Source organism: Bradyrhizobium sp. CCBAU 11430, assembly GCF_028128855.1.
GTDB classification, from domain to species: Bacteria; Pseudomonadota; Alphaproteobacteria; order Rhizobiales; family Xanthobacteraceae; genus Bradyrhizobium; species Bradyrhizobium ottawaense.
This window is the reverse complement of record NZ_LBJV01000060.1, coordinates 66,886-86,458: the sequence shown is the minus strand read 5'-3', so window position 1 is coordinate 86,458 and position 19,573 is coordinate 66,886. Positions and strand designations below refer to the sequence as shown.

21 protein-coding genes are annotated in these 19,573 nt (G+C 64.0%); 11 read left to right on the top strand and 10 right to left on the bottom strand.

What is annotated here, in order from left to right; genetic code table 11:
• Positions 1-56: 56 nt before the first annotated feature.
• On the bottom strand, positions 57-1,073 hold the full coding sequence (locus tag XI04_RS20180; protein WP_028142841.1) for a magnesium and cobalt transport protein CorA: 1,017 nt from the start codon (positions 1,071-1,073) through the stop codon (positions 57-59).
• Between the two features lie 167 nt (positions 1,074-1,240).
• Between XI04_RS20180 and purQ the strand changes: the two genes are divergently transcribed.
• Together purQ and XI04_RS20170 are read left to right on the top strand one after the other, a co-directional pair.
• Entirely contained in the window at positions 1,241-1,942 is a 702-nt protein-coding gene (purQ, locus tag XI04_RS20175) for a phosphoribosylformylglycinamidine synthase subunit PurQ (RefSeq protein WP_038948059.1), read from the top strand.
• A complete protein-coding gene (locus XI04_RS20170) occupies positions 1,939-2,910 on the top strand; it encodes a tripartite tricarboxylate transporter substrate binding protein BugD (protein ID WP_028142843.1) in 972 nt (323 codons plus the stop codon). Before purQ ends, XI04_RS20170 begins: the two co-directional genes overlap by 4 nt.
• A 50-nt stretch (positions 2,911-2,960) precedes the next feature.
• Here XI04_RS20170 and XI04_RS20165 read toward each other — a convergent pair whose 3' ends face one another.
• A complete protein-coding gene (locus XI04_RS20165) occupies positions 2,961-3,350 on the bottom strand; it encodes a RidA family protein (protein ID WP_028142844.1) in 390 nt (129 codons plus the stop codon).
• 139 nt (positions 3,351-3,489) lie between these two features.
• Here XI04_RS20165 and XI04_RS20160 point away from each other — a divergent pair, with 139 nt between their 5' ends.
• Both XI04_RS20160 and XI04_RS20155 read left to right on the top strand, forming a co-directional pair.
• The gene (locus tag XI04_RS20160; protein WP_028142845.1) at positions 3,490-4,095 is read left to right on the top strand and encodes a TetR/AcrR family transcriptional regulator; all 606 of its coding nucleotides are present in this window, start codon (positions 3,490-3,492) and stop codon (positions 4,093-4,095) included.
• A 175-nt stretch (positions 4,096-4,270) separates the two neighbouring features.
• Complete coding sequence (locus XI04_RS20155; RefSeq protein WP_028142846.1) at positions 4,271-5,014, top strand: tetratricopeptide repeat protein; 744 nt, start codon at positions 4,271-4,273, stop codon at positions 5,012-5,014.
• Positions 5,015-5,027: 13 nt separating this feature from the next.
• Here XI04_RS20155 and XI04_RS20150 read toward each other — a convergent pair whose 3' ends face one another.
• From XI04_RS20150 to XI04_RS20140, 3 genes are all read right to left on the bottom strand, one after another.
• A complete protein-coding gene (locus XI04_RS20150) occupies positions 5,028-5,597 on the bottom strand; it encodes a CPBP family intramembrane glutamic endopeptidase (protein WP_244611246.1) in 570 nt (189 codons plus the stop codon).
• 222 nt (positions 5,598-5,819) lie between these two features.
• The gene (locus XI04_RS20145; protein WP_271610351.1) at positions 5,820-6,785 is read right to left on the bottom strand and encodes a DMT family transporter; all 966 of its coding nucleotides are present in this window, start codon (positions 6,783-6,785) and stop codon (positions 5,820-5,822) included.
• Between the two features lie 76 nt (positions 6,786-6,861).
• The gene (locus tag XI04_RS20140; protein ID WP_038971650.1) at positions 6,862-7,341 is read right to left on the bottom strand and encodes a PaaI family thioesterase; all 480 of its coding nucleotides are present in this window, start codon (positions 7,339-7,341) and stop codon (positions 6,862-6,864) included.
• Positions 7,342-7,525: 184 nt separating this feature from the next.
• Between XI04_RS20140 and purL the strand changes: the two genes are divergently transcribed.
• Positions 7,526-9,736, top strand: coding sequence for a phosphoribosylformylglycinamidine synthase subunit PurL (purL, locus tag XI04_RS20135; protein ID WP_095426136.1), 2,211 nt, complete (start codon positions 7,526-7,528; stop codon positions 9,734-9,736).
• Positions 9,737-9,858: 122 nt separating this feature from the next.
• On the opposite strand, the gene XI04_RS20130 is transcribed toward purL, so the two are convergent.
• A complete protein-coding gene (locus tag XI04_RS20130) occupies positions 9,859-11,046 on the bottom strand; it encodes an acyltransferase family protein (RefSeq protein ID WP_271610352.1) in 1,188 nt (395 codons plus the stop codon).
• 202 nt (positions 11,047-11,248) lie between these two features.
• Here XI04_RS20130 and XI04_RS20125 point away from each other — a divergent pair, with 202 nt between their 5' ends.
• Positions 11,249-11,422, top strand: coding sequence for a DUF1328 domain-containing protein (locus XI04_RS20125; RefSeq protein ID WP_028142852.1), 174 nt, complete (start codon positions 11,249-11,251; stop codon positions 11,420-11,422).
• Positions 11,423-11,442: 20 nt separating this feature from the next.
• On the opposite strand, the gene XI04_RS20120 is transcribed toward XI04_RS20125, so the two are convergent.
• The gene (locus XI04_RS20120) at positions 11,443-12,546 is read right to left on the bottom strand and encodes an alpha/beta fold hydrolase (protein WP_028142853.1); all 1,104 of its coding nucleotides are present in this window, start codon (positions 12,544-12,546) and stop codon (positions 11,443-11,445) included.
• 65 nt (positions 12,547-12,611) lie between these two features.
• Positions 12,612-12,971, bottom strand: a complete 360-nt coding sequence (locus XI04_RS20115; protein WP_028142854.1) for a DUF427 domain-containing protein — start codon at positions 12,969-12,971, stop codon at positions 12,612-12,614.
• 176 nt (positions 12,972-13,147) lie between these two features.
• Between XI04_RS20115 and XI04_RS20110 the strand changes: the two genes are divergently transcribed.
• Complete coding sequence (locus tag XI04_RS20110; protein WP_018316584.1) at positions 13,148-13,384, top strand: BolA family protein; 237 nt, start codon at positions 13,148-13,150, stop codon at positions 13,382-13,384.
• Between the two features lie 25 nt (positions 13,385-13,409).
• Positions 13,410-14,603: a low temperature requirement protein A gene (locus tag XI04_RS20105; protein WP_038948050.1), complete on the top strand. Its 1,194-nt coding sequence runs from the start codon at positions 13,410-13,412 to the stop codon at positions 14,601-14,603.
• Positions 14,604-14,801: 198 nt separating this feature from the next.
• Here XI04_RS20105 and egtD read toward each other — a convergent pair whose 3' ends face one another.
• Together egtD and egtB are read right to left on the bottom strand one after the other, a co-directional pair.
• Positions 14,802-15,773, bottom strand: coding sequence for an L-histidine N(alpha)-methyltransferase (gene egtD, locus XI04_RS20100; RefSeq protein ID WP_028142856.1), 972 nt, complete (start codon positions 15,771-15,773; stop codon positions 14,802-14,804).
• Positions 15,774-15,823: 50 nt separating this feature from the next.
• Positions 15,824-17,119, bottom strand: a complete 1,296-nt coding sequence (gene egtB / locus XI04_RS20095) for an ergothioneine biosynthesis protein EgtB (protein WP_038948048.1) — start codon at positions 17,117-17,119, stop codon at positions 15,824-15,826.
• A gap of 239 nt (positions 17,120-17,358) precedes the next feature.
• On the opposite strand from egtB, the gene grxD reads away from it, so the two are divergent.
• The 3 genes from grxD to XI04_RS20080 are packed head-to-tail and all read left to right on the top strand — an operon-like array spanning position 17,359 to position 19,573.
• On the top strand, positions 17,359-17,685 hold the full coding sequence (gene grxD, locus XI04_RS20090) for a Grx4 family monothiol glutaredoxin (protein WP_018316580.1): 327 nt from the start codon (positions 17,359-17,361) through the stop codon (positions 17,683-17,685).
• Between the two features lie 3 nt (positions 17,686-17,688).
• Positions 17,689-18,240 carry an O-acetyl-ADP-ribose deacetylase gene (locus XI04_RS20085; protein ID WP_038948047.1) on the top strand — a complete coding sequence of 184 codons (552 nt, stop codon included), beginning with the start codon at positions 17,689-17,691 and terminating at the stop codon, positions 18,238-18,240.
• A gap of 46 nt (positions 18,241-18,286) precedes the next feature.
• The gene (locus XI04_RS20080) at positions 18,287-19,573 is read left to right on the top strand and encodes a serine hydrolase domain-containing protein (protein ID WP_028142859.1); all 1,287 of its coding nucleotides are present in this window, start codon (positions 18,287-18,289) and stop codon (positions 19,571-19,573) included.

Genomic DNA, 19,573 nt, shown 5'->3' with positions numbered 1-19,573 from the left:
TCCGCCATGGTAGCCCGGATTGCGCTTCGATCCATCCGGGCTACGAAGCGATTTCCTCATAGCCATCCGGCGCGACGAAAACGCCAGTACAACGCGGTGCACGCCGTCAGCATCACGCCGAGCAGCATGTAATAGCCGTAGTCCCATTCCAGCTCCGGCATGTGCTTGAAGTTCATGCCGTAGATGCCGGCAAGCGCGGTCGGGATCGCGATGATCGCGAGCCAGGACGCGAGCTTCTTGGACACCGCCGTCTCCTGCGCCTGGCCCACCAGCAGGCTGGCCTCGAATGCGAAGGCCAGCACCTCGCGCATGGAATCGATGCGCTCCTGGATGTTGCGGACGTGGTCGGTGACGTCGCGGAATAGCGGCTGCATGGCCTGCCGCACCATCGACAGCTCGTCATGCTCCAGCCGGCGGCAGACCTCCACCAGCGGCCCGATCGCGTTGCGCAGCCGCAATAGGTCGCGGCGCAGCATGTAGAGCCGCTCGATCTGGGCTTTGCTGATCGCCTTGGACAGCACGTCGTCCTCGATACCCTCGACTTCGTCGTGAATGCTCTCGAGCACGGGCGAGTAATTGTCGACGATGAAATCGAGGATCGCATAGAGGATGTAATCCTCGCCGCGGGCGAGCGCCCGCGGGCAGCTTTCGCAGCGTTCGCGCACCGGCCTGTAGGACGTCGAGGCGCCGTGGCGCACCGAGACCAGATAACCTTCGCCGACGAAGATGTGGGTTTCGCCGAAGACGATGCGGCCCTCGACCAGCTGCGCCGTCCGCGCCACGATGAAAAGGGCTTCGCCATATTGCTCGATCTTGGGCCGCTGATGGGCGTGGTTGGCATCCTCGATCGCGAGTTCGTGCAGGTCGAATTGCTTCTGCACTGCGCCGAGCAGCGCCATGTCGGGCTCGTGCAGGCCGATCCAGACCACGTGCCCGGGCTTGGCCCGCCAGCTCGAGGCCTCGCTGATGGCGATATTGGCGATACGGCGGCCATCGACATAGGCGCCGGCGGCGACGACGCCCTCGGTGGACACGGGCTCGGAAGGGGATGTGGGCAGCGACGGGACGTTCATGGCTTCAATCCCGGGCAAGATCGTCGGGCAAAAGTGCCTCGGCTATGGCCTGTGTACAAGGCCGTCCGGCAAGGCTAGCACTGGTAAAATCCCCGTCAAATGGCTATGTCTCTTCGCGAATTGGCCCTTTGGCCAGCCCGATTCCCATCACCGTCGGAACTTTTGCCATGAAAGCCGCCATCCTCGTCTTTCCCGGAATCAACCGCGAACGCGACATGGCGCGGGCGCTGAGGATGATCTCGGGCAGCGAGCCGGCGATGGTCTGGCACGCCGAGCCGTCGCTGCCCGCGGGCACGGATCTCGTGGTGGTGCCGGGCGGCTTCTCCTACGGCGACTATTTGCGCTGCGGCGCCATCGCGGCACGCGCGCCGGTGATGGACGCGGTGCGCGACTATGCGGCCAAGGGCGGCATCGTGCTCGGCGTCTGCAACGGTTTTCAGATCCTCTGCGAGTCCGGCCTGCTGCCCGGCGTGTTGATGCGCAACGAGCGGCTGAAATTCATTTGCCATGACGTGCATCTGCGCGTCGAGCGGTCCGACACGCCGTTCACCCGCGGCTACAATGCCGGACAGGTGATCCGCGTGCCGGTCGCCCATGGCGAAGGCAATTACGAGGCGGACGAAGAGACCATCAAGCGGCTCGAAGGCGAGGGGCGGGTGCTCTATCGCTATTGCTCCGCCGAGGGCGTGGTGGACGAAGCTCACAACATCAACGGCGCCGCGCATTCGATCGCCGGCATCGTCAACGACAAGGGCAACGTGCTCGGCATGATGCCGCATCCGGAAAACCACGTCGAAGACATCATGGGCTGCACCGACGGCCGCGGCTTGTTCGCGGGCCTGACCGCGCATCTGGAAAAAGCCGCGTGATTGCGTTCGCGGTGAAGCGGGCTCTCGCTGCGATCGCGGCGCTGGCATTCGCGACGGCCGCGTTCGCGCAGGATTATCCAAAACGTCCGGTTACCATGATCGTGCCGTTCGCGGCCGGCGGCACCTCGGACGTGATCGCGCGCGCGGTGGCCGAGCAGATGGGCATCGCGCTCGGCCAGACCATCGTGATCGAGAACGTCGCCGGGGCCGGCGGCTCGACCGCGCTGGCGCGCGCCTCCCGTGCCGAGCCCGACGGCTACACCATCGCAATCGGCAATGCCGGCACCAATGCCGCGACCTACACGATCTATCCCAAGCTGCCGTTCACGCCTGATTCCTTCGTGCCGATCGCCATGGTGGCGAAGACGTTCGGCATCATCGCGCTGCGCAAGGACTTTCCGGCGAAGGACCTCAAGGAGTTCATCGCCTACGCCAAGGCCAATCCCGGCAAGATCAATCTCGGCCATGCCGGCGTCGGCTCCTCGAACTATCTGATCTGCAAGAGCTTCGTCACCGCCGCCAGCATCGACGCGACGCTGGTCGGCTATCGCGGCGCCGCGCCCGCGCTGACCGATGCCGTCGGCAGCCAGATCGACGGCGTCTGCGATGCGGCGGCCTCGGTCTCGCAATCGATCAACGAGAAGCTGGTGAAGGGGCTCGTGGTCGGCTCGACCGTGCGGCTCGCCACGCTGCCGGACCTGCCGACCTCGACGGAAGCGGGTCTGCCCGAATTCGAGGCGCAAGGCTGGAACGGTCTGTTCGCGCCCAAGGGCACGCCGCCGGCCGTGATTGCCAAGCTGAACGCCGCGGCGCGCACGGCCGTCGAGACCGACGCGGTCAAGAAGCGCTTTGCCGACCTGTCGACCGTTGCGCCCGATGCCAATGAGCATACGCCGGAGCTGCTGCAGCAGCTCGTGACACGGGACGTCGAAAAATATCGGAAAATGCTGGCGGACGACGCCAAGTAGTAGGCCGCTCCTGCCGGCTCCCGCATTGGCGGGAGTCGGCTTTGCGCGACTCAAGGAATCCGCGCGACGACCTTGATCTCGAAGTCGAACCCGGCAAGCCAATTCACGCCAACAGCCGTCCAATTCGGATAGGGCGCGTCGCCGATCTCGGTGCTGCGGACAGCCATCACCGTATCGATCTGTTGGGCAGGATTGGTGTGAAACGTGGTGACATCCACCACGTCGTCCAGCGTGCATCCGGCAGCTGCGAGCACCGCGCGCAAATTGGCAAACGCACGCCGGACCTGGTCCTCGAACACGGGCTCGGGTGAGCCGTCCTCGCGGCTGCCGACCTGTCCCGAGACGAACAGCAAGTCGCCGGACCGGATCGCGGCCGAATACCGATGAGCTTCATAAAGTGCGTGACGGTGAGCGGGGAAGATAGCCTCGCGCTGGAGCATGTGGCTGTGCCTTTCGAAAGATCAGGGGCAGGGACCGCGAATTGCCTTGCGGCGCCGGTCGTGACATTGTTCATATACGGTTCGTATGTGGGCTTATCGCTCACATACGGGGCGTATGTCAACAGAAAATGGGTCGAGCATGATCGAGGGAAAACGTGCCGCAGCCATGGCGGAAAATCGGGCCAAGCTCATCCGCGCTGCGCGCAAGGCTTTCGCCACGCAGGGTTATGCAGAAGCGTCGATGGATGAGCTGACGGCCTCGGTCGGGCTGACACGGGGCGCGCTCTATCACAATTTCGAGGACAAGAAGGGGCTGCTCTGGGCCGTCGTCGCGCAGATCGATGGCGAAATGGCGGAGCGGCTGCGCGCGATCCGGGAGCAAGCGCCAACCTTGTGGCAGGGCCTGCTTGCAGAGGGCAGTGCCTATATCGAAATGGCGCTCGATCCTGAAATTCAGCGCATCATGCTTCTGGATGGACCTGCCGTACTCGGTGATCCGTCCAAATGGCCCGGCGAGAACGCCTGCCTGGATATCACCATGCGAACGATCCGGTCACTGATCGACGAGAAGGTGGTGAAGCCTTTGGATGTTGAAGCAGCCGGGCGACTGCTGAACGGCGCCGCGCTCAGTGCCGCATTATGGGTCGCCGCAGCCAACGATCCGAAAGTCGTGCTGAACAAGGCCGTGGACGCGTTTCGACAGTTGGCGAGCGGATTGCTGCGCGACTCGAATGGCCGCGCATGATGCAAATTTCGCTCGTGAACCTCCGTCACGCTTGAGGCGACTGACTCCTCGTCGCCATCACGGCGCGTGCGTCCGGGGTCGCTGATTTTCTGCAAGGGGAGCAACTCAAAGTTGTTCCGCCGCTGCAATTGCGATATCACGGAGCGTGCGCTGTCGCTGTGCCCGTGGATGTCACATGCCCGTTGCCCTGATCGTTCTGCTGCTCGATCTCACGCTGATCTATCACGCCTCGCGAACCGGGCGGTTGCGGCCCTGGGCCTTCATTATCCTGCTGGTGCCGATGATGGGCGCGCTCGCCTATATCGCGGTCGAGCTCATTCCCGAATGGTTTTCCAGTCACGGTGCCCGGCAGGCGCGCCAGCGCGTCGCCAACCGGCTCGATCCGGAGAAGCGCTATCGCGAATTGTCGGACCGGCTGGCTGACGCCGACACCATCGCCAACCGCGCGGCGCTGGCGGACGAGTGCGCGAATATCGGCCGGTTCGCTGAGGCCGAGCAGCATTATGACCACATCCTGAAGCTGCCGATGGGGCACGATCCCGCCTATGCGTTTCGCAAGGCGCAGGCCGAGTTTTCCGCCAAGCGTCCGGCCGACGCGCTTACGACGCTCGACGATCTCCAGAAACAATGGCCCGACTTCGATTCCGCGGATGCGCATCTGCTCTACGCCCGCGCGCTCGTCGAGGTCGGCCGGACCGACGAGGCGCTGGAGGAATATCACGCTCTCGCCGGCTACTACCCCGGCGCCGAAGCGCGGGTGCGCTACGGCCTGCTGCTGCAGGTGGTCGGCCGCACCGCCGAGGCGCGAATGGTCTTCAACGAGTTGCTGATCCAGATGCGCCGCGCACCGAAATATCTGCGCAACGCGCAGGCGGAATGGCTGTCGATCGCCGAGAAGCAATTGTCGGCGTCGCGCTAGTTGCCTTCGCGCTTTAGAACCAGCGCGAAATTCCGGCAAACGCGACCAGGTCAACGAGGTAATGCGCGAGCACGACCGGCCAAAGGGCGCCTGACCGCCGATACATCACCATGAAAAGGATGCCGAATATTGTGGCGAGAAGGATGTTCCCGACCCCGGACCACCAATGATGGGCACCGAACATGAGAGAACTGATGAGAACGGCAAAGGCGCCGTCACCCAGGTAAGGTCGGGCGGTGTTCCGAAGCAATCGCCTGAAGATGATCTCTTCGCTGGCCGCGATCAGTATCAGGCCAACGACAAGATCGAAGACGTTGAGCCAGCCGATTGGGTGCGGATACTTGCCGACGATGGTCGCCGGAAATGTCGCATTCATGAGACGTAGCGGCCACTGACCCAACCGGTCCAGCAGCACTGACCCAGCAATCCAGACCCCGATTTCGAGTAGAGAGATCCGGCGTTTCTCCCTGCGATAGGCGATAGCGCGTGCTGCCGGAATCGCCGCAAGGATGACCAGAGCGGCGACTCGGCCGGCATAGTCCCAGACGAGCCAGCCCGCGGCACTATGCTGATGCAGTCGCATCAGTTGGGATGCAACGAGCGGGAAGAGCGCGAGCGCAAATCACCAGAGGCTGGGCGCGCGATCGGCCTTTGAATCGCCAATGGCGTCCGGTGAACGACTTTCCATGCTGGGCCCTGAGGGAGGGATGCGTCACGACAGGCTTGCGCCCGACTACCTCATATTCGTCCCGCGTGTGTCAATCGAGCTATGCCCGCGCTGGCGCTCAAAGCCCGCGCAATCGGCCTAGCGCAGCTTGAACTTCTCCGCCGGCACGGTCATCGCGGCGACACCCGCCATCACCAGCACTAGCCCCAGCGCCAGGTTCGACGGCACGCTCTCGCCGAGCAGCAGCACGGAGAGGCCGACGCCGATCGGAATGCGCAGATACCCTTGCGCATTCGTGGTTAGCGTACCGAGGCGGCCGAGGCAGACGTAGAACAGCATCAAGCCCAGCGCGCTCGAGACGATGCCCATGACGATGGTGGCGACGATCGCGGTCGGCGTCGGCTGCAGCGTCCAGGGCTGGTCGATGATCAGCGATGGCGGCAGCAGGATGAGACCGCCGAACAATAGCGAGCCGGCCGCCACCACCATCGGGTCGCATTCGGAGAGGCGAAGGCCGAAGATCGTGGCGCAGGCAAAGGAGATGGTGGCGAGCAGGATCGCGATCTCCGCCACGATCTCGATCCCGAAGCCGCGCAGTGCATCGAGGCCGACGATGAGAATGGTGCCGGCGAGGCCGAGGATCGCGCCGGCGAGCTTGAGCAGCGTTGCCGGCTCATGCCGGGTGATCAGCGAGGTGATCAGGAACGCGAAGATCGGCGTGGTCGAGGCCAGCACCACGGTGTTCGACGCCGGCACATAGAGCTGCGACCAGGTGATGATCAGGAACGGAAAGGTCGAGTTGATCAGCTGCTGGGTCGCGAACAGCTTCCACGCCTTCGCGTCGGTCGGGACGCTGATGCCGCGCATCCACAGGATCGCGAACAGGAAGGCAGCCGCGATCAGTGAGCGTGCCGAGATGAAGGTGATGGGCGGGATGGTGGGAAGCGCCAGCTTGGCCAGCGGGTAGGTCGAGCTCCAGCAGCAGGCGAGCGCGAGCAGCAGCGCATAGTCGCGCCAGTTGCGCGCGCCGGTGGCGGCCATGGACGGCAACGGCGATGAAACGGAGGCCGCTGAGCGCCCCGCCTCCGATGTGCTCTGCGGCACCTTGTTCCTGCTCCCCGGCGCGACAGCGCTTGCCGGGAAGTCTGGGCGAGGGGGCGCGAAAAGGGAAGGCGCCGAGCTATGCGTTTGGCTGAGGTAGCGCCTTCCGCTTCATCCGCTTGATCGTGCCGGAAAAGGTGAGCAGCACCCGCGTCCCGGACGTCATCTTGCCGCGCAGGAAGATCAGCGAGCCGCCGGCGCGGGTGACCTCGCCGGTGCATTCGATCAGCTCACCCTCGCGTGCCGCGTCGAGGAATTCACAGGCAAAATTGGTCGTCACAGCCCGGCTGTCCAGGACATGGGTGGCGATCGCAAACAGGGAGTAATCGGCAAAGGCCATGTAGCAGCCGCCGTGGACGTTCCCGGAGCCGTTGAGGTGCTTTTTCTCGACCCGGAAGGCGCTGCGGACGTTGCCATCCGCCTCGATCCGGTGCCAGAAGGGGCCGACATGGGACTCAAAACTGTCGCGAATCCAGGTCCGCCAGCCCACAAATTCGCCCTCGGTGGCGACGTGGAGGTCAGGGCGGCGGGGTGGGGGCGCTTTGGTCAATTCGTGCAAGGAAATGGGCCTTCAATTGCGGGTCTTCAGCCCTTAAATCCGATCCGTCCGCGCCGTGCAATTCCTGTTCCCGCCGTCCCCGCCTGCAAAACGTGGGACAGCGGGAAAATGCGCCATAAAGGGCTTTTCGCGAGCCCTGGATGTTCCTAAGAACGGCCAAACCGCCGCCGAAAGCCTGGAATCCATGAAGAACGAACCCAAGATCACCCCCGAACTGGTTGCCGCCCATGGGCTCAAGCCCGACGAATATGAGCGCATCCTGAAGCTGATCGGGCGGGAGCCGACCTTCACCGAGCTCGGCATCTTCTCGGCGATGTGGAACGAGCACTGCTCGTACAAGTCGTCGCGCATCCATCTCAAGGGCCTGCCGACCAAGGCGCCCTGGGTGATCCAGGGCCCCGGCGAGAATGCCGGCGTGATCGACATCGGCGACGGCCAGGCGGTGGTCTTCAAGATGGAAAGCCACAACCACCCGAGCTACATCGAGCCCTACCAGGGCGCCACCACGGGAGTCGGCGGCATTTTGCGCGACGTCTTCACCATGGGCGCGCGTCCCATCGCCTGCCTCAATGCGCTCAGCTTCGGCGCGCCCGAACATGCCCGGACACGGCATCTGGTCTCCGGCGTCGTCGCCGGCGTCGGGGGGTACGGCAATTCCTTCGGCGTGCCGACGGTGGGCGGCCAGGTGCGCTTCCACACCCGCTATGACGGCAACATCCTCGTCAACGCGATGGCTGTCGGCCTCGCCGATGCCGACAAGATCTTCTATGCGGCGGCGTCCGGCGTGAACATGCCGATCGTCTATCTCGGCTCCAAGACGGGGCGCGACGGCATTCACGGCGCCTCGATGGCCTCGGCCGAGTTCGACGACAAGTCCGAGGAGAAGCGCCCGACCGTGCAGGTCGGCGATCCCTTCGCCGAGAAGCTGCTGTTGGAAGCCTGCCTCGAGATCATGGAGAAGGGCTGCGTCATCGCGATCCAGGACATGGGCGCGGCGGGCCTGACCTGCTCGGCGGTCGAGATGGGCGCCAAGGGCGACCTCGGCGTCGATCTCGATCTCGATGCGGTGCCGACCCGCGAGACCGGGATGAGCGCCTACGAGATGATGCTCTCGGAAAGCCAGGAGCGCATGCTCATGGTGCTCAAGCCCGAGAAGGAAAAGGAAGCCGAGGCGATCTTCAAGAAGTGGGGCCTGGACTTCGCCGTGGTCGGCTACACCACGCCGAGCAAGCGTTTCGTGGTCAAGCATGGCGGCGACGTCATGGCCGACCTGCCGATCAAGGAACTCGGCGACGAGGCGCCGCTCTACGACCGTCCGCATGTCCCTTCCGCCGCGTTGCCGGTCGTGCATGCGCGCGATGTGCCGGCGCCGATGGGCGTAGGTAGCGCGCTGGAGAAGCTGATCGGCACGCCGGACATGTGCAGCAAGCGCTGGGTCTGGGAGCAGTACGACCACGTCATTCTCGGCAACACCATGCAGCGTCCCGGCGGCGATGCCGCCGTGGTGCGCATCGAGGACGGGCCGAAGGGGCTGGCGCTGACCGTTGACGTCACGCCGCGCTATTGCGAGGCGGACCCGTTCGAAGGCGGCAAGCAGGCGGTGGCGGAAGCCTGGCGCAACATCACCGCGGTCGGCGGCAAGCCGCTCGCGATCACCGACAACCTCAACTTCGGCAATCCTGAACGGCCCGAGATCATGGGCCAGTTCGTCGGCTGCCTGAAGGGCATCTCGGAAGCCTGCCGCACGCTCGACTTCCCGGTCGTCTCCGGCAACGTCTCGCTCTACAACGAGACCAACGGCCGCGCGATCCTCCCCACGCCCTCGATCGGCGGCGTCGGCCTGCTCGACGATTTCACCAAATCCGCCTCGCTCGCCTTCAAGGCCGAGGGCGAAGCGATCCTCCTCATCGGCGAGACCCATGGCTGGCTCGGCCAGTCCGTTTACCTGCGCGACATCTGCGGCCGCGAGGAGGGCGCGCCGCCGCCGGTCGATCTCGCCGCCGAGAAGCGCAATGGCGATTGCGTGCGCGGCATGATCCATGGCGGCACCGCGACCGCCGTGCACGACCTCTCCGACGGCGGCCTCCTGATCGCACTGGCCGAGATGGCGATGGCGGGCGGCATCGGGGCCAAGCTGCTGGCGGCGCCGACTTCACTGGTCTCGCAGGCCTATTGGTTCGGCGAGGACCAGGCGCGCTATCTCGTCACCGTGCCGGAAACCGAAGCCGGCCGCGTGCTGGCCAAGATGCGCGGCTGCGAAGTGCCCTGCGTGCGAATCGGCACCACCGGCGGCGATGCGATCGCGATCGCGGGCGAAGCGCCCGTGGCGATCGACAGCTTGCGCAAATCGTTCGAGCGCTGGCTGCCGGAATATATGGGCGGGAAGGCGGCCTGAGCTGCTGCCACGCACTCCGTCATTGCGATGAGCGAAGCGACGAAGCAATCCAGACTACCTCCGCCGAGGGACTTTGGATTGCTTCGCTGCGCTCGCAATGACGCGTGGAGGGACCTCGTGCCTCACAACACGTGGGACGCCCCCGGAATCTTCCGCAATGCCGCCGTCAGGCCCCAGCTCAGGATCACCGTGAGCACGAGGCCGATCGTGGCCTTCACGATCGCAGGCCACGCATAGTCGAACAGCGCGTACTGGATCCACAGCGCGATCGGGTAGTGCACCAGGAAGATGCCATAGGCATCCGCCTGCATGCGGTCGAGCAGGGTCGGCCCCGGCGCCTTCGAATACAGGAAGAAGGCGAGGATCGCGAGCAGGATCGAGGCCGAGAACAGCACGAAGAACGTGCCGTAGAACACGTGGTACCAGTGCGGCAGGTGATCGGGATTCCCGAGGATCTCGCGCTTGATGTAGATCATGCACCACATCAGGCAGTAGGGGATCAGCGTGACGATCACCCATAGCCAGCGCTGCTTCGGCAACTGACCGTCGGCGCTGAGGATGCCGCGATCGAAATTCGCCGAACCGACGCTGGCGCCGATGAAGAAGTAGCTGAAGTAGAGCAGGATCCGGCTCGCCTGCACCGAGAACGGTCCGAACTCGAACCATTTGTTGGTACCGAAATAGAGCAGCGCAGGCAGATAGACGATGACGCTTACGGCGACGAGCATCAGCCAGAACACGGCCGGCTGCTGAAATCCGAGCAACGAGACGCGGTTGCCGGGATCGACCAGATGCGCCGAGACCCGGTAGAGCAGGCTCGCGGTCAGGTCGAAGGCGAGCAGCACCCATACGAACCAGATCGGGCCGCTCGGCCATGGGCCCGACGTCACCGTCTTCCACCAGAACGCTGCGAAGGTCAGCTCGGGCTCGGCCCGTAGCGCGATGGCGTAATAGGCGAGCGGGATGATGGTGAAGGCCGCGATCGCGAACGGCAGCCCGAGCCGCAGCAGGCGGTCACGCAAAAAGACCGACGGCGCCTTGCGCGCGATGCCCGGCCAGGTGAACAGGCCCGACAGGAAGAAGAACATCGCCATGAAGAAGCTGTCGGTGGCGAGCACGATCATGTCGAAACCGGCAAAGGAGGCCGGATCGGTGTGACCGAAATGCGTGTAGGGGATCACTGCATGATGCAGCAGCACCACGAGGGTCAGGAAGGTGCGGGCGCGATCGAGCGACAGATTGCGCGCTTTGGTTATCGGCGCGGCGTGTGCCTCCGCGCCGACCGTCGCTGAATCCGCCATCGTCATCATGGTCCCCCGCGCGCCTGCCCCGGGCCGGACTGTGCCGCCGCGAGCCCGATTCAGCAAGGCTCGTTTGCGCCGTAGTTGAGGCCCGACTTGAGCCCCAACTTGGGTCCTGACACCCGTAGGAACCAGTTCCGAACAGCGAAGTTAGCGTCCGCCGAAGGGAAGGGCTGACGGCCGCGAGGAGCGGCACAATTCGGAGCTGGCAATGACGATCCTGAAATGGGCGTTGATCTTCCTACTTGTCTCGATCGTGGCCGGCGTGCTCGGCTTCAGCGGCATTTCGGCCGTCTCCGCCGATATCGCCCGCTTCCTGTTTTATGTCTTCGTCGTGATCTTCCTGGTGTTGCTGATACTTGGGCTCACGATCTTCAGGGCGTAGCCGGGCGGCTGCACCAGTCCTCAGTGGGCTGCGAACGGCATGACGCGGGCCATCAGCTCGGCCAAGAATTCATCAGGACGATCGAACGGAATGAAATGGTCGCCGCCGCGAATCCGAGCAAACTCCTTGTGCGGGGCGGTGACCTCCTTGAAATATTGCTCGGCGGGTTCGCTCGGCGTGACGCCATCCGCATCGCCCTCGATGAAGAACATCGGGATCGAAAATTCGAACCCGAGCGAGGCCATATCGCTCTGAAACATCGGCCCGTTCCGTCCCGTCAGGTACTTTGCTGAGAAGGCGGCGCCCCTCCGCCAATTGTACAGATCAAGCAGCGAGACATCCGGCATGAAGAGCGGCGGGATGGGACCGGCGAGTTGGAAGCCGTCGGCGAGCGGCAGACCCAGCACATTGCTCCATTTGTCCGCAATCAGGCGATTTTCCGGGGTGAGGACCGGTTGTGAAGCGATCGGCGCCAATTCGGCCAGGGCCTCCCTGTTGGTGGCCGCTGCCGCAAGCCGTTGCAGACGCGCGATCGTGAGTTCGAAGGCCTTCTCGAAGGTCGCCTTGCCGACCACCTGGCCTGTGCCGACATAGGCCGAGAACAGATCCGGACGTTGCTTCGCCATTCGAATTCCCAGGAATGAGCCCCAGGAATGCCCGACCAGGACGATCTTGTCCTTGTGCAAATGCGTGCGCAGGTACTCGGCCAGTTCGATGCCGTCTTGCGTCATCCGCTCCAGTGTCATCGTGGGGGCGAGCGCGTCTCCAGCTGCGCCAAAGGTGCGGCCGGTGCCGCGCTGGTCCCATTGGACAACGGTGAAATGCTCTTCCCAGGGGCGCCAGCCCGACGAGATCGGCAGGGTGGAGCCGCCGGGGCCGCCGTGGACGAACAGGAGAACCGGGTTATCCCGATCCTCACCGCGGATTTGAATCCATTGCTTGATGCCGCCGATCTCGATGAACTCTCCCTCCTGCACGCCGGCGGGAGAGCGGATCGCGAGAGTTTGGGCAGCAAGGTGCTGACGATAGGCACGAAAACCCAGCCCGGCAGCAGCGAGCACAACAAGGATGCCGGACAATCCCAGCAACGAGACCCCAATCAGTCTTGCGGCCCGGCGCGGCATCTCGTGCCTTGTGTCGACTGGAAGGAGGCGATCCAGGATCGCCCCGGCGTCACAGCGCCGCGAGCCTACCCCACTTCCTCGATCTTCACCTTGTCCGGATAGAAGGCGAGATGGCCGGAAATCTCGCTCATCGCGGGAAAGGGCGTCTCGTAGGTCCAGATCGCATTATCGAGCACCTTGCCGTCGGCCTTTACGCTGTAATAGCTCGCATCCCCCTTGTAGGGGCAGTGGGTGACGCGGTCGGTACGCGCCAGCAAGGCCATGTTGGTGTCCTCCCGCGGCACATATTGCACCGCCGGATATTTGGCCTCCTTCAGCGTCAGCGCCTTGCCGGTCTCGGCGATCACGATGTCGCCGGCGGTCACACGGACGCGCCGGGGATTTTGGGTGATGGTGATGGGATGGTCGGGCCCTGGAAGCTTCATGATTTCACGCCTTTTCGATCAATCTGCCGCGCGCGGCACTTTGTCGTGCCTTTATCCTGATGGGATCATGGATATAGTGCCGGAAAGCGTGACGCAGAAGTCCGTTCACGCTAAGTTTGGCGCTGCCGGCGAGGGGACCCCGGCAGCGATTCGAGACCAGAAGGAGCGAGACCCGAATGCCCATGGACGCCCACGATATCGAGGCGATGATCAAGGCGGCGATCCCCGATGCCGAGGTGACCATCCGTGACCTCGCCGGCGACGGCGATCACTATGCCGCGACCGTGATCTCGGAATCCTTCCGCGGCAAATCCCGCGTCCAGCAGCACCAGATCGTCTATCAGTCCCTGCGCGGCCAGATGGGCGGCGTGCTGCACGCGCTGGCGCTGCAAACCGGCGTGCCGGGCGCCTGACCTGATCGCGCGACGGGAGACGACGATGGCTGCGGACAATTCTCGCGGCGCGATGTTTCGCGTCATCGTGCCGAACCAGCACAGCCGCGTCACCAATGTCGAGCTGTTCTTCGACCTCGTCTTCGTCTTCGCCGTCACGCAGGTGTCGCATACGCTGCTGCACCATTTCACGCCGCTCGGCGCGGTGCACGTCACGGTGCTGTTTCTCGCGGTGTGGTGGGTGTGGGTCTACACCGCCTGGGTCACCAATTGGCTCAATCCGGAGCTGACCCCGGTCCGCGTCATGCTCTTCCTGATGATGCTGGGCGGGCTGGTGCTGTCGACGACGATTCCGACCGCTTTCGAGGGGCGGGGCCTGTGGTTTGCGATCGCCTACGCGGCGATGCAGCTCGGGCGCACCGCCTTCTGGCTGTTCGCAACGCCGCGGCATCGGACCGCGGTCCGCCACAACGCGATCCGCATTCTGAGCTGGCTCTCGATCTCCGCGGTGCTGTGGATCGCGGGCGGCCTGTCCGAAGGCGAGACGCGGCTATGGCTGTGGATTGCGGCGGTCACGTGGGAATACGTCTCGCCGGCGGCGCGCTTCTGGGTTCCCAAACTCGGCTTCTCGTCGGTCGAAGCCTGGGCCGTCGAGGGCGGCCACATGGCCGAGCGTTGCTCTCTCTTCGTCATCATCGCGCTCGGCGAAGCCGTCGTCGTCAACGGGGCGACCTTTGCCGAACTGGAGTGGACCGCGGACAACATCATGGCCTTCGTCTCCGCATTGGTCGGCGCCATCGCGATGTGGTGGGTCTATTTCCACAAGGGCGCCGAGGCCGGCTCGGAGCGGATCTCGAAGTCCGCCGAATCCGGCCGCCTCGCGCGGCTCGCCTATACCTATCTGCACACGCCGATCATCGCCGGCATCATCCTGACCGCGGTCTCGGACGAGCTGGTGCTGAAGCACCCGACCGGCCATTCCGATATGAGGACGGTTCTGAGCACGATCGGCGGGCCGCTGGTGTTTCTGATCGGCACCATCCTGTTCAAGCACGCGATCCGCGGCTTCCTCCAGCTCTCGCACGGCATCGGCATCATGCTGCTGCTGGTGCTGTGGTGGTTCGCAGCCGACCTCCCGCCGCTCTGGCTGTCGATCGCGTCGACGGTGATCATGATCGTCGTCGCGGTGTGGGAATCGGTGTCGCTGGGGGCGGACAGAGAAGACGCCAAGGAACATTGAACTGCGAGCGGCCTGAGCAAGCGCCTCGTCCTTCGAGACGACCGCTGCGCGGTCTCCTCAGGATGAGGCTATTTGGCGTCGGCGCTTGTTGAAACTGCCTGCCACGCACTCCGTCCTCATCCTGAGGAGCCCGCCTAAGCGGGCGTCTCGAAGGATGCGCTGCGGGGAAAGCGCTCTCGCGGATAACCGCCGGAGCGTTTACTCCGCCACCTCCAGCGCATGCACCGAGAACATCTTCGCCGCATCCGTCCAGCTCTCGCGCACCCGCCAGCCGGCGCCCTGTGCCAGCGCAGCAAAACGCTCGATGCTGTATTTGTAGCTGTTCTCGGTGTGGATGCTCTCGCCGGGGCGGAACGAGAAGCTGGTGCCGAGCAGGCGCACGGTCTGGCTCTTCCTGCTGATCAGATGCATCTCGATGCGGTGCCGCTCGCGATTGTAGATCGCGCGGTGGGTGAAGGCGGAGAGGTCGAAATTGCCGCCAAGCTCGCGGTTGATCCGCACCAGAACATTGAGGTTGAAGCGCGCGGTGATGCCGGCGGCATCGTTATAGGCATCATGCAACACCCGCTCATCCTTTTCGAGGTCGGCGCCGATGATCATCTGCGCGCCCCGGCCCAGGATCTGGCGTGCGCTCTTCAGGAAAGCCTGGGCTTCATGCGGCTCGAAATTGCCGATGGTCGAGCCGGGGAAGAAGCCGACCTTGGGCATCGACGCGACCGCCCTCGGCAACTCGAACGGCGTGGTGAAGTCGGCAGCCACCGGATAGATGCCGAGCGAGGGGAAATCGCGCTTCAGGCCGTTCGCCTGCGCCTTGAGGAAGTCACCGGAGATGTCGACGGGGACATAGGCCGCAAACCTGCAATGGTTGAGCAGCAGGCGGACCTTCGTCGTCGCGCCGGCGCCGAACTCGACCAGCGCGGCATGCTCGGGAATGATCTTTGCGATCTCGCTGCCACGGTCCTTCAGGATCGAGAGCTCGGTCCGCGTCGGATAGTATTCCGGCAGGCGCGTGATTGCCTCGAACAGCTCCGATCCGGTCGCGTCGTAGAAATATTTCGGCGACAGTGTTTTGGGCTGCTGCGAGAGGTCCTTGATCGCCTCGCGGGCGAAGGCGGTGGTCTGCTCGTCGGGAAGATGGGCTTCGGCCAAAGCGCTGGCGTGCACATTCATGATACTCTCCTGAACGCGCTGTCCGGCGCGCATTTGTCGTCGGATGAGAACTAGTCGTAATCGGCGAGCCGCAGTCCCGTGAACTGCCAGCGGTGGTGCGGATAAAAGAAGTTGCGATAGGTGATACGGCTGTGGCCTTCCGGAGTTGCAAGCGAAGAGCCCCGCAGCACCAGCTGGTTGACCATGAACTTGCCGTTGTACTCGCCGAGCGCGCCTTCGACGGCGCGGTAGCCGGGATAGGGTGCGTACGAGCTGCGGGTCCACTGCCAGACGATGCCGAAGGCATCGTTGAGCTGGCCGGCGCGGGCCGCGACCTCCCACTCCATCTCGGTCGGCAGATGCTTGCCGGCCCAGCGCGCGAAGGCGTCGGCCTCGTAGTAGCTGATATGACAGACCGACGCGGTGGGATCGACCGGCTTCACACCGGCCAGCGTCATCACGTGCCACTGGCCATCGATCTCGCGCCAGTGACCCGGGGCCTGCCAGTCTTCCTGGCTGGCCGCGGCAAAGCCGTCCATCAGCCACAGCGTTGCGGTCCGGTATCCGCCGTCCCGCATGAAGGCCAGCCACTCGGCATTGGTGACGAGATTGCGCGCGACCCGGACCGGGCCGACCAGGGCGCGATGCGCCGGCTTCTCATTGTCGAAATGAAAGCTGTCGTCGACATGGCCGACGGTGTGGATGCCCTCGTTCAGCGTCAGCCAGTCATCGCCGGCGCGCGTCGCGGCCGGAAAGCGCCAGTCCGGGTCGTAGGCCGGATAGACCGGGTTCTGCGCGAAGGCGTGCAGGATGTCGGTGAATATTAATTCCTGGTGTTGCTGCTCGTGGTTGAGCCCGACCTCGACCAGCGCTGCGATCGCGCGAAGCTTGTCTTCCCCGGCCTCGCGGAAGAATTTGACGACGGCCGCATCGACATAGTTGCGATAGACGCCGACCTCGTTTGCGCTGGGACGGGTGATATCACCGCGATGATTGCGCGCGTGACGCGGGCCGGCGCTGACGTAATAGGAATTGAACAGGAATGCGAAATCGGGGTGGAACGGCCGGTAGCCGGCCGCGTGCTCGCCGAGCAAAAATTGCTCCCAGAACCAGGTGGTATGGGCCCGGTGCCATTTCGTCGGGCTCGCATCGGGCATGGACTGGATCTGCTGGTCCTCCGGCGACAGCGGCGCAGCCCGGCGTTCGGTCTCGTTGCGGACGGCGAGAAAAGCATCTTCCAGCCGCTGGGCGAGGTTACCGGCGGAGGACAGTGACGAAAGCGAGGTGGCGGCCGTAGCGGAGGCTTGTTTCGTCACGTTTTTCTCCAGACAGGACAAGAGAACGTTGTTGGCGTTGCCCGGTTCCAAAACCTGGGTTCGTCCTAGATAGGGGCTCCGTTACGGTATGAAAGTCCTCCCCGGCGATGATATTGATGTCATCAGCCTATGGATCTGGCTGGGGGGCAAACCGGCCAGCGGGGCGTGTCGCCGCCATTTTACTTTGGATGCACAACGGTTTGGGCTACATATATAGGCAGGTATCGGGTTAGATCGGCGGAGCCAGCCCGAATTGATTGGTGAGGGCTCCGCCCCAGAAGGACACGGAAATGAGCATCGAGGAATTCATCGCCAACGAAGTGAAGTCGAACGACGTGGTTCTGTTCATGAAGGGCACGCCGCAATTTCCGCAGTGCGGTTTCTCCGGCCAGGTCGTCCAGATCCTCGACCATATCGGCGTCGGCTATAAGGGCCTCAACGTTCTCGAATCCGCCGAACTGCGCAACGGCATCAAGACCTTCTCCAACTGGCCGACCATCCCGCAGCTCTATGTGAAGGGCGAGTTCGTCGGCGGCTGCGACATCGTCCGCGAGATGTTCCAGGCCGGTGAATTGCAGCAGCTTTTCACCGAAAAGGGCGTCGTCGTCGCGGCCTGATAGGTGACCCAGCTGACGCGCCGGATCGGCGGCGCCGAGCTCGAGGTCATTGTCGCAGACATCACCACACTGAGCGTTGACGCCATCGTCAACGCGGCCAACACGTCGCTCCTTGGTGGGGGCGGCGTGGATGGTGCGATCCATCGGGCCGCAGGGCCCGATCTGGTCGCCGAATGCCGCATGCTCCACGGCTGCAAGACGGGTGATGCCAAGATCACCAAAGGCTACCGGCTCAAGGCTGCCCATGTGATCCACACCGTCGGACCGGTCTGGAATGGCGGCACGCTCGGAGAGGACGATCTGCTCGCGTCCTGTTATCGCCGCTCGATGGAGCTGTGCGGGAAGCACAAGCTGACCTCGGTGGCATTCCCCGCGATTTCGACCGGCATTTTCCGCTTCCCCGCCGGCCGGGCGGCCGATATCGCCGTTCGTACCACAATCGAAGGGCTCGCCGTGGCGCCGTCCGTGGCCCGCGTGGTGTTCTGCTGCTTCGCCGAGCCGAGCGCCAAGCTCCATGCCGAGGCACTTGCGCGACACGCCGGCCCTTGTGCCTGATGACGCGGTCGGTACACTCCGCCGGACCATGTTCCGGGGAGGGGATATGATTTCACAGTCTGGACTGCGTGCGCTGGTCTGCGGCGCGCTGGTGTCGCTCGGTGCGATGTCGCTGGCGCGAGCGGAGGGCACCTACGAGATTCCGGCCGGTGCGCATTTCAATCAGGACAAGCTCGGCAAGGTCAGCGAATTCTTCAAGAACGAGGTTGCGACCGGCAAGATCGCCGGCGCGACCGTGCTGATCCGGCAGCATGGCAAGCCGGTCTATCACGAAGCCTTCGGCGTGCAGGACGTGGTCAGCAAGGCGCCGATCACGGACAAGACCATCTTCCGCCTGTTCTCGATGTCCAAGGCAATCACTTCGGTGGTCGCGATGCAATTGGTCGAGGACGGCAAGATCAAGTTGGATGATCCCGTCTCGAAGTACATTCCGTCCTTCGCCAACGTGAAGGTCGGCGTCGAGAAGAAGGCGGAGGACGGCACCAAGTCGCTCGAGCTGGTGCCGCCGAACCGGCCGATGACGGTGCACGATTTGATGACGCACACCTCCGGCATCACCTACGGCTTCTATGGCGACAGCCTGGTCCGCAAGGCCTATCGCGATGCCAACATCTACGCGGGCGATTTCGACCTCGCCGAGTTCGCCGAGCGTATTGCCAAGCTGCCACTGCACAACCAGCCGGGCGCGCTCTGGCAATACGGCCATTCCACCGACGTGCTGGCACGCGTGATGGAGATCGCGGCCGGCAAGCCGCTGATCGACATCATGCGGGAGAAGCTGCTCGATCCGCTCGGCATGGTCGACACCGGCTTCTTCGTCACCGCTCCCGAGAAGCAGAAGCTTCTGGCGCAGCCGGTGCCGAACGACAGCGACTTCCGCGTTGGCCGGATCAACGATCCGACCGTGGTCAAGAAGATGCAGTTCGCCAGCGGTGGCATGGTGACGACCATGGCCGATTATGAGCGCTTCGCGCAGATGCTGCTCAACGGCGGCAGCCTCGACGGCAAGACCATTCTCAAGCCCGAGACGTTCAAGCTGATGACGACCGATCAGCTCGGCCCCAAATCAGGCGTCGACCGCGACTATTTCTATTTCCCCGGCGACGGTTTCGGCTTCGGCCTCGGGCTCGCGGTGCGCACCGATCCCGGCAACGCCAAGCCGCCGCCGCCCGGCAATCTCGGCGAGTTGAAATGGGACGGCGCCTCCGGCTGCTATTTCGTGATCGATCCCAAGCAGGACATGTTTTTCGTGCTGCTGGAGCAGACCCCGACCGAGCGCCAGCGCGTGCAGCGGACATTGAAGCAGCTGGTCTATGAAGCCATGGAGAAGTGA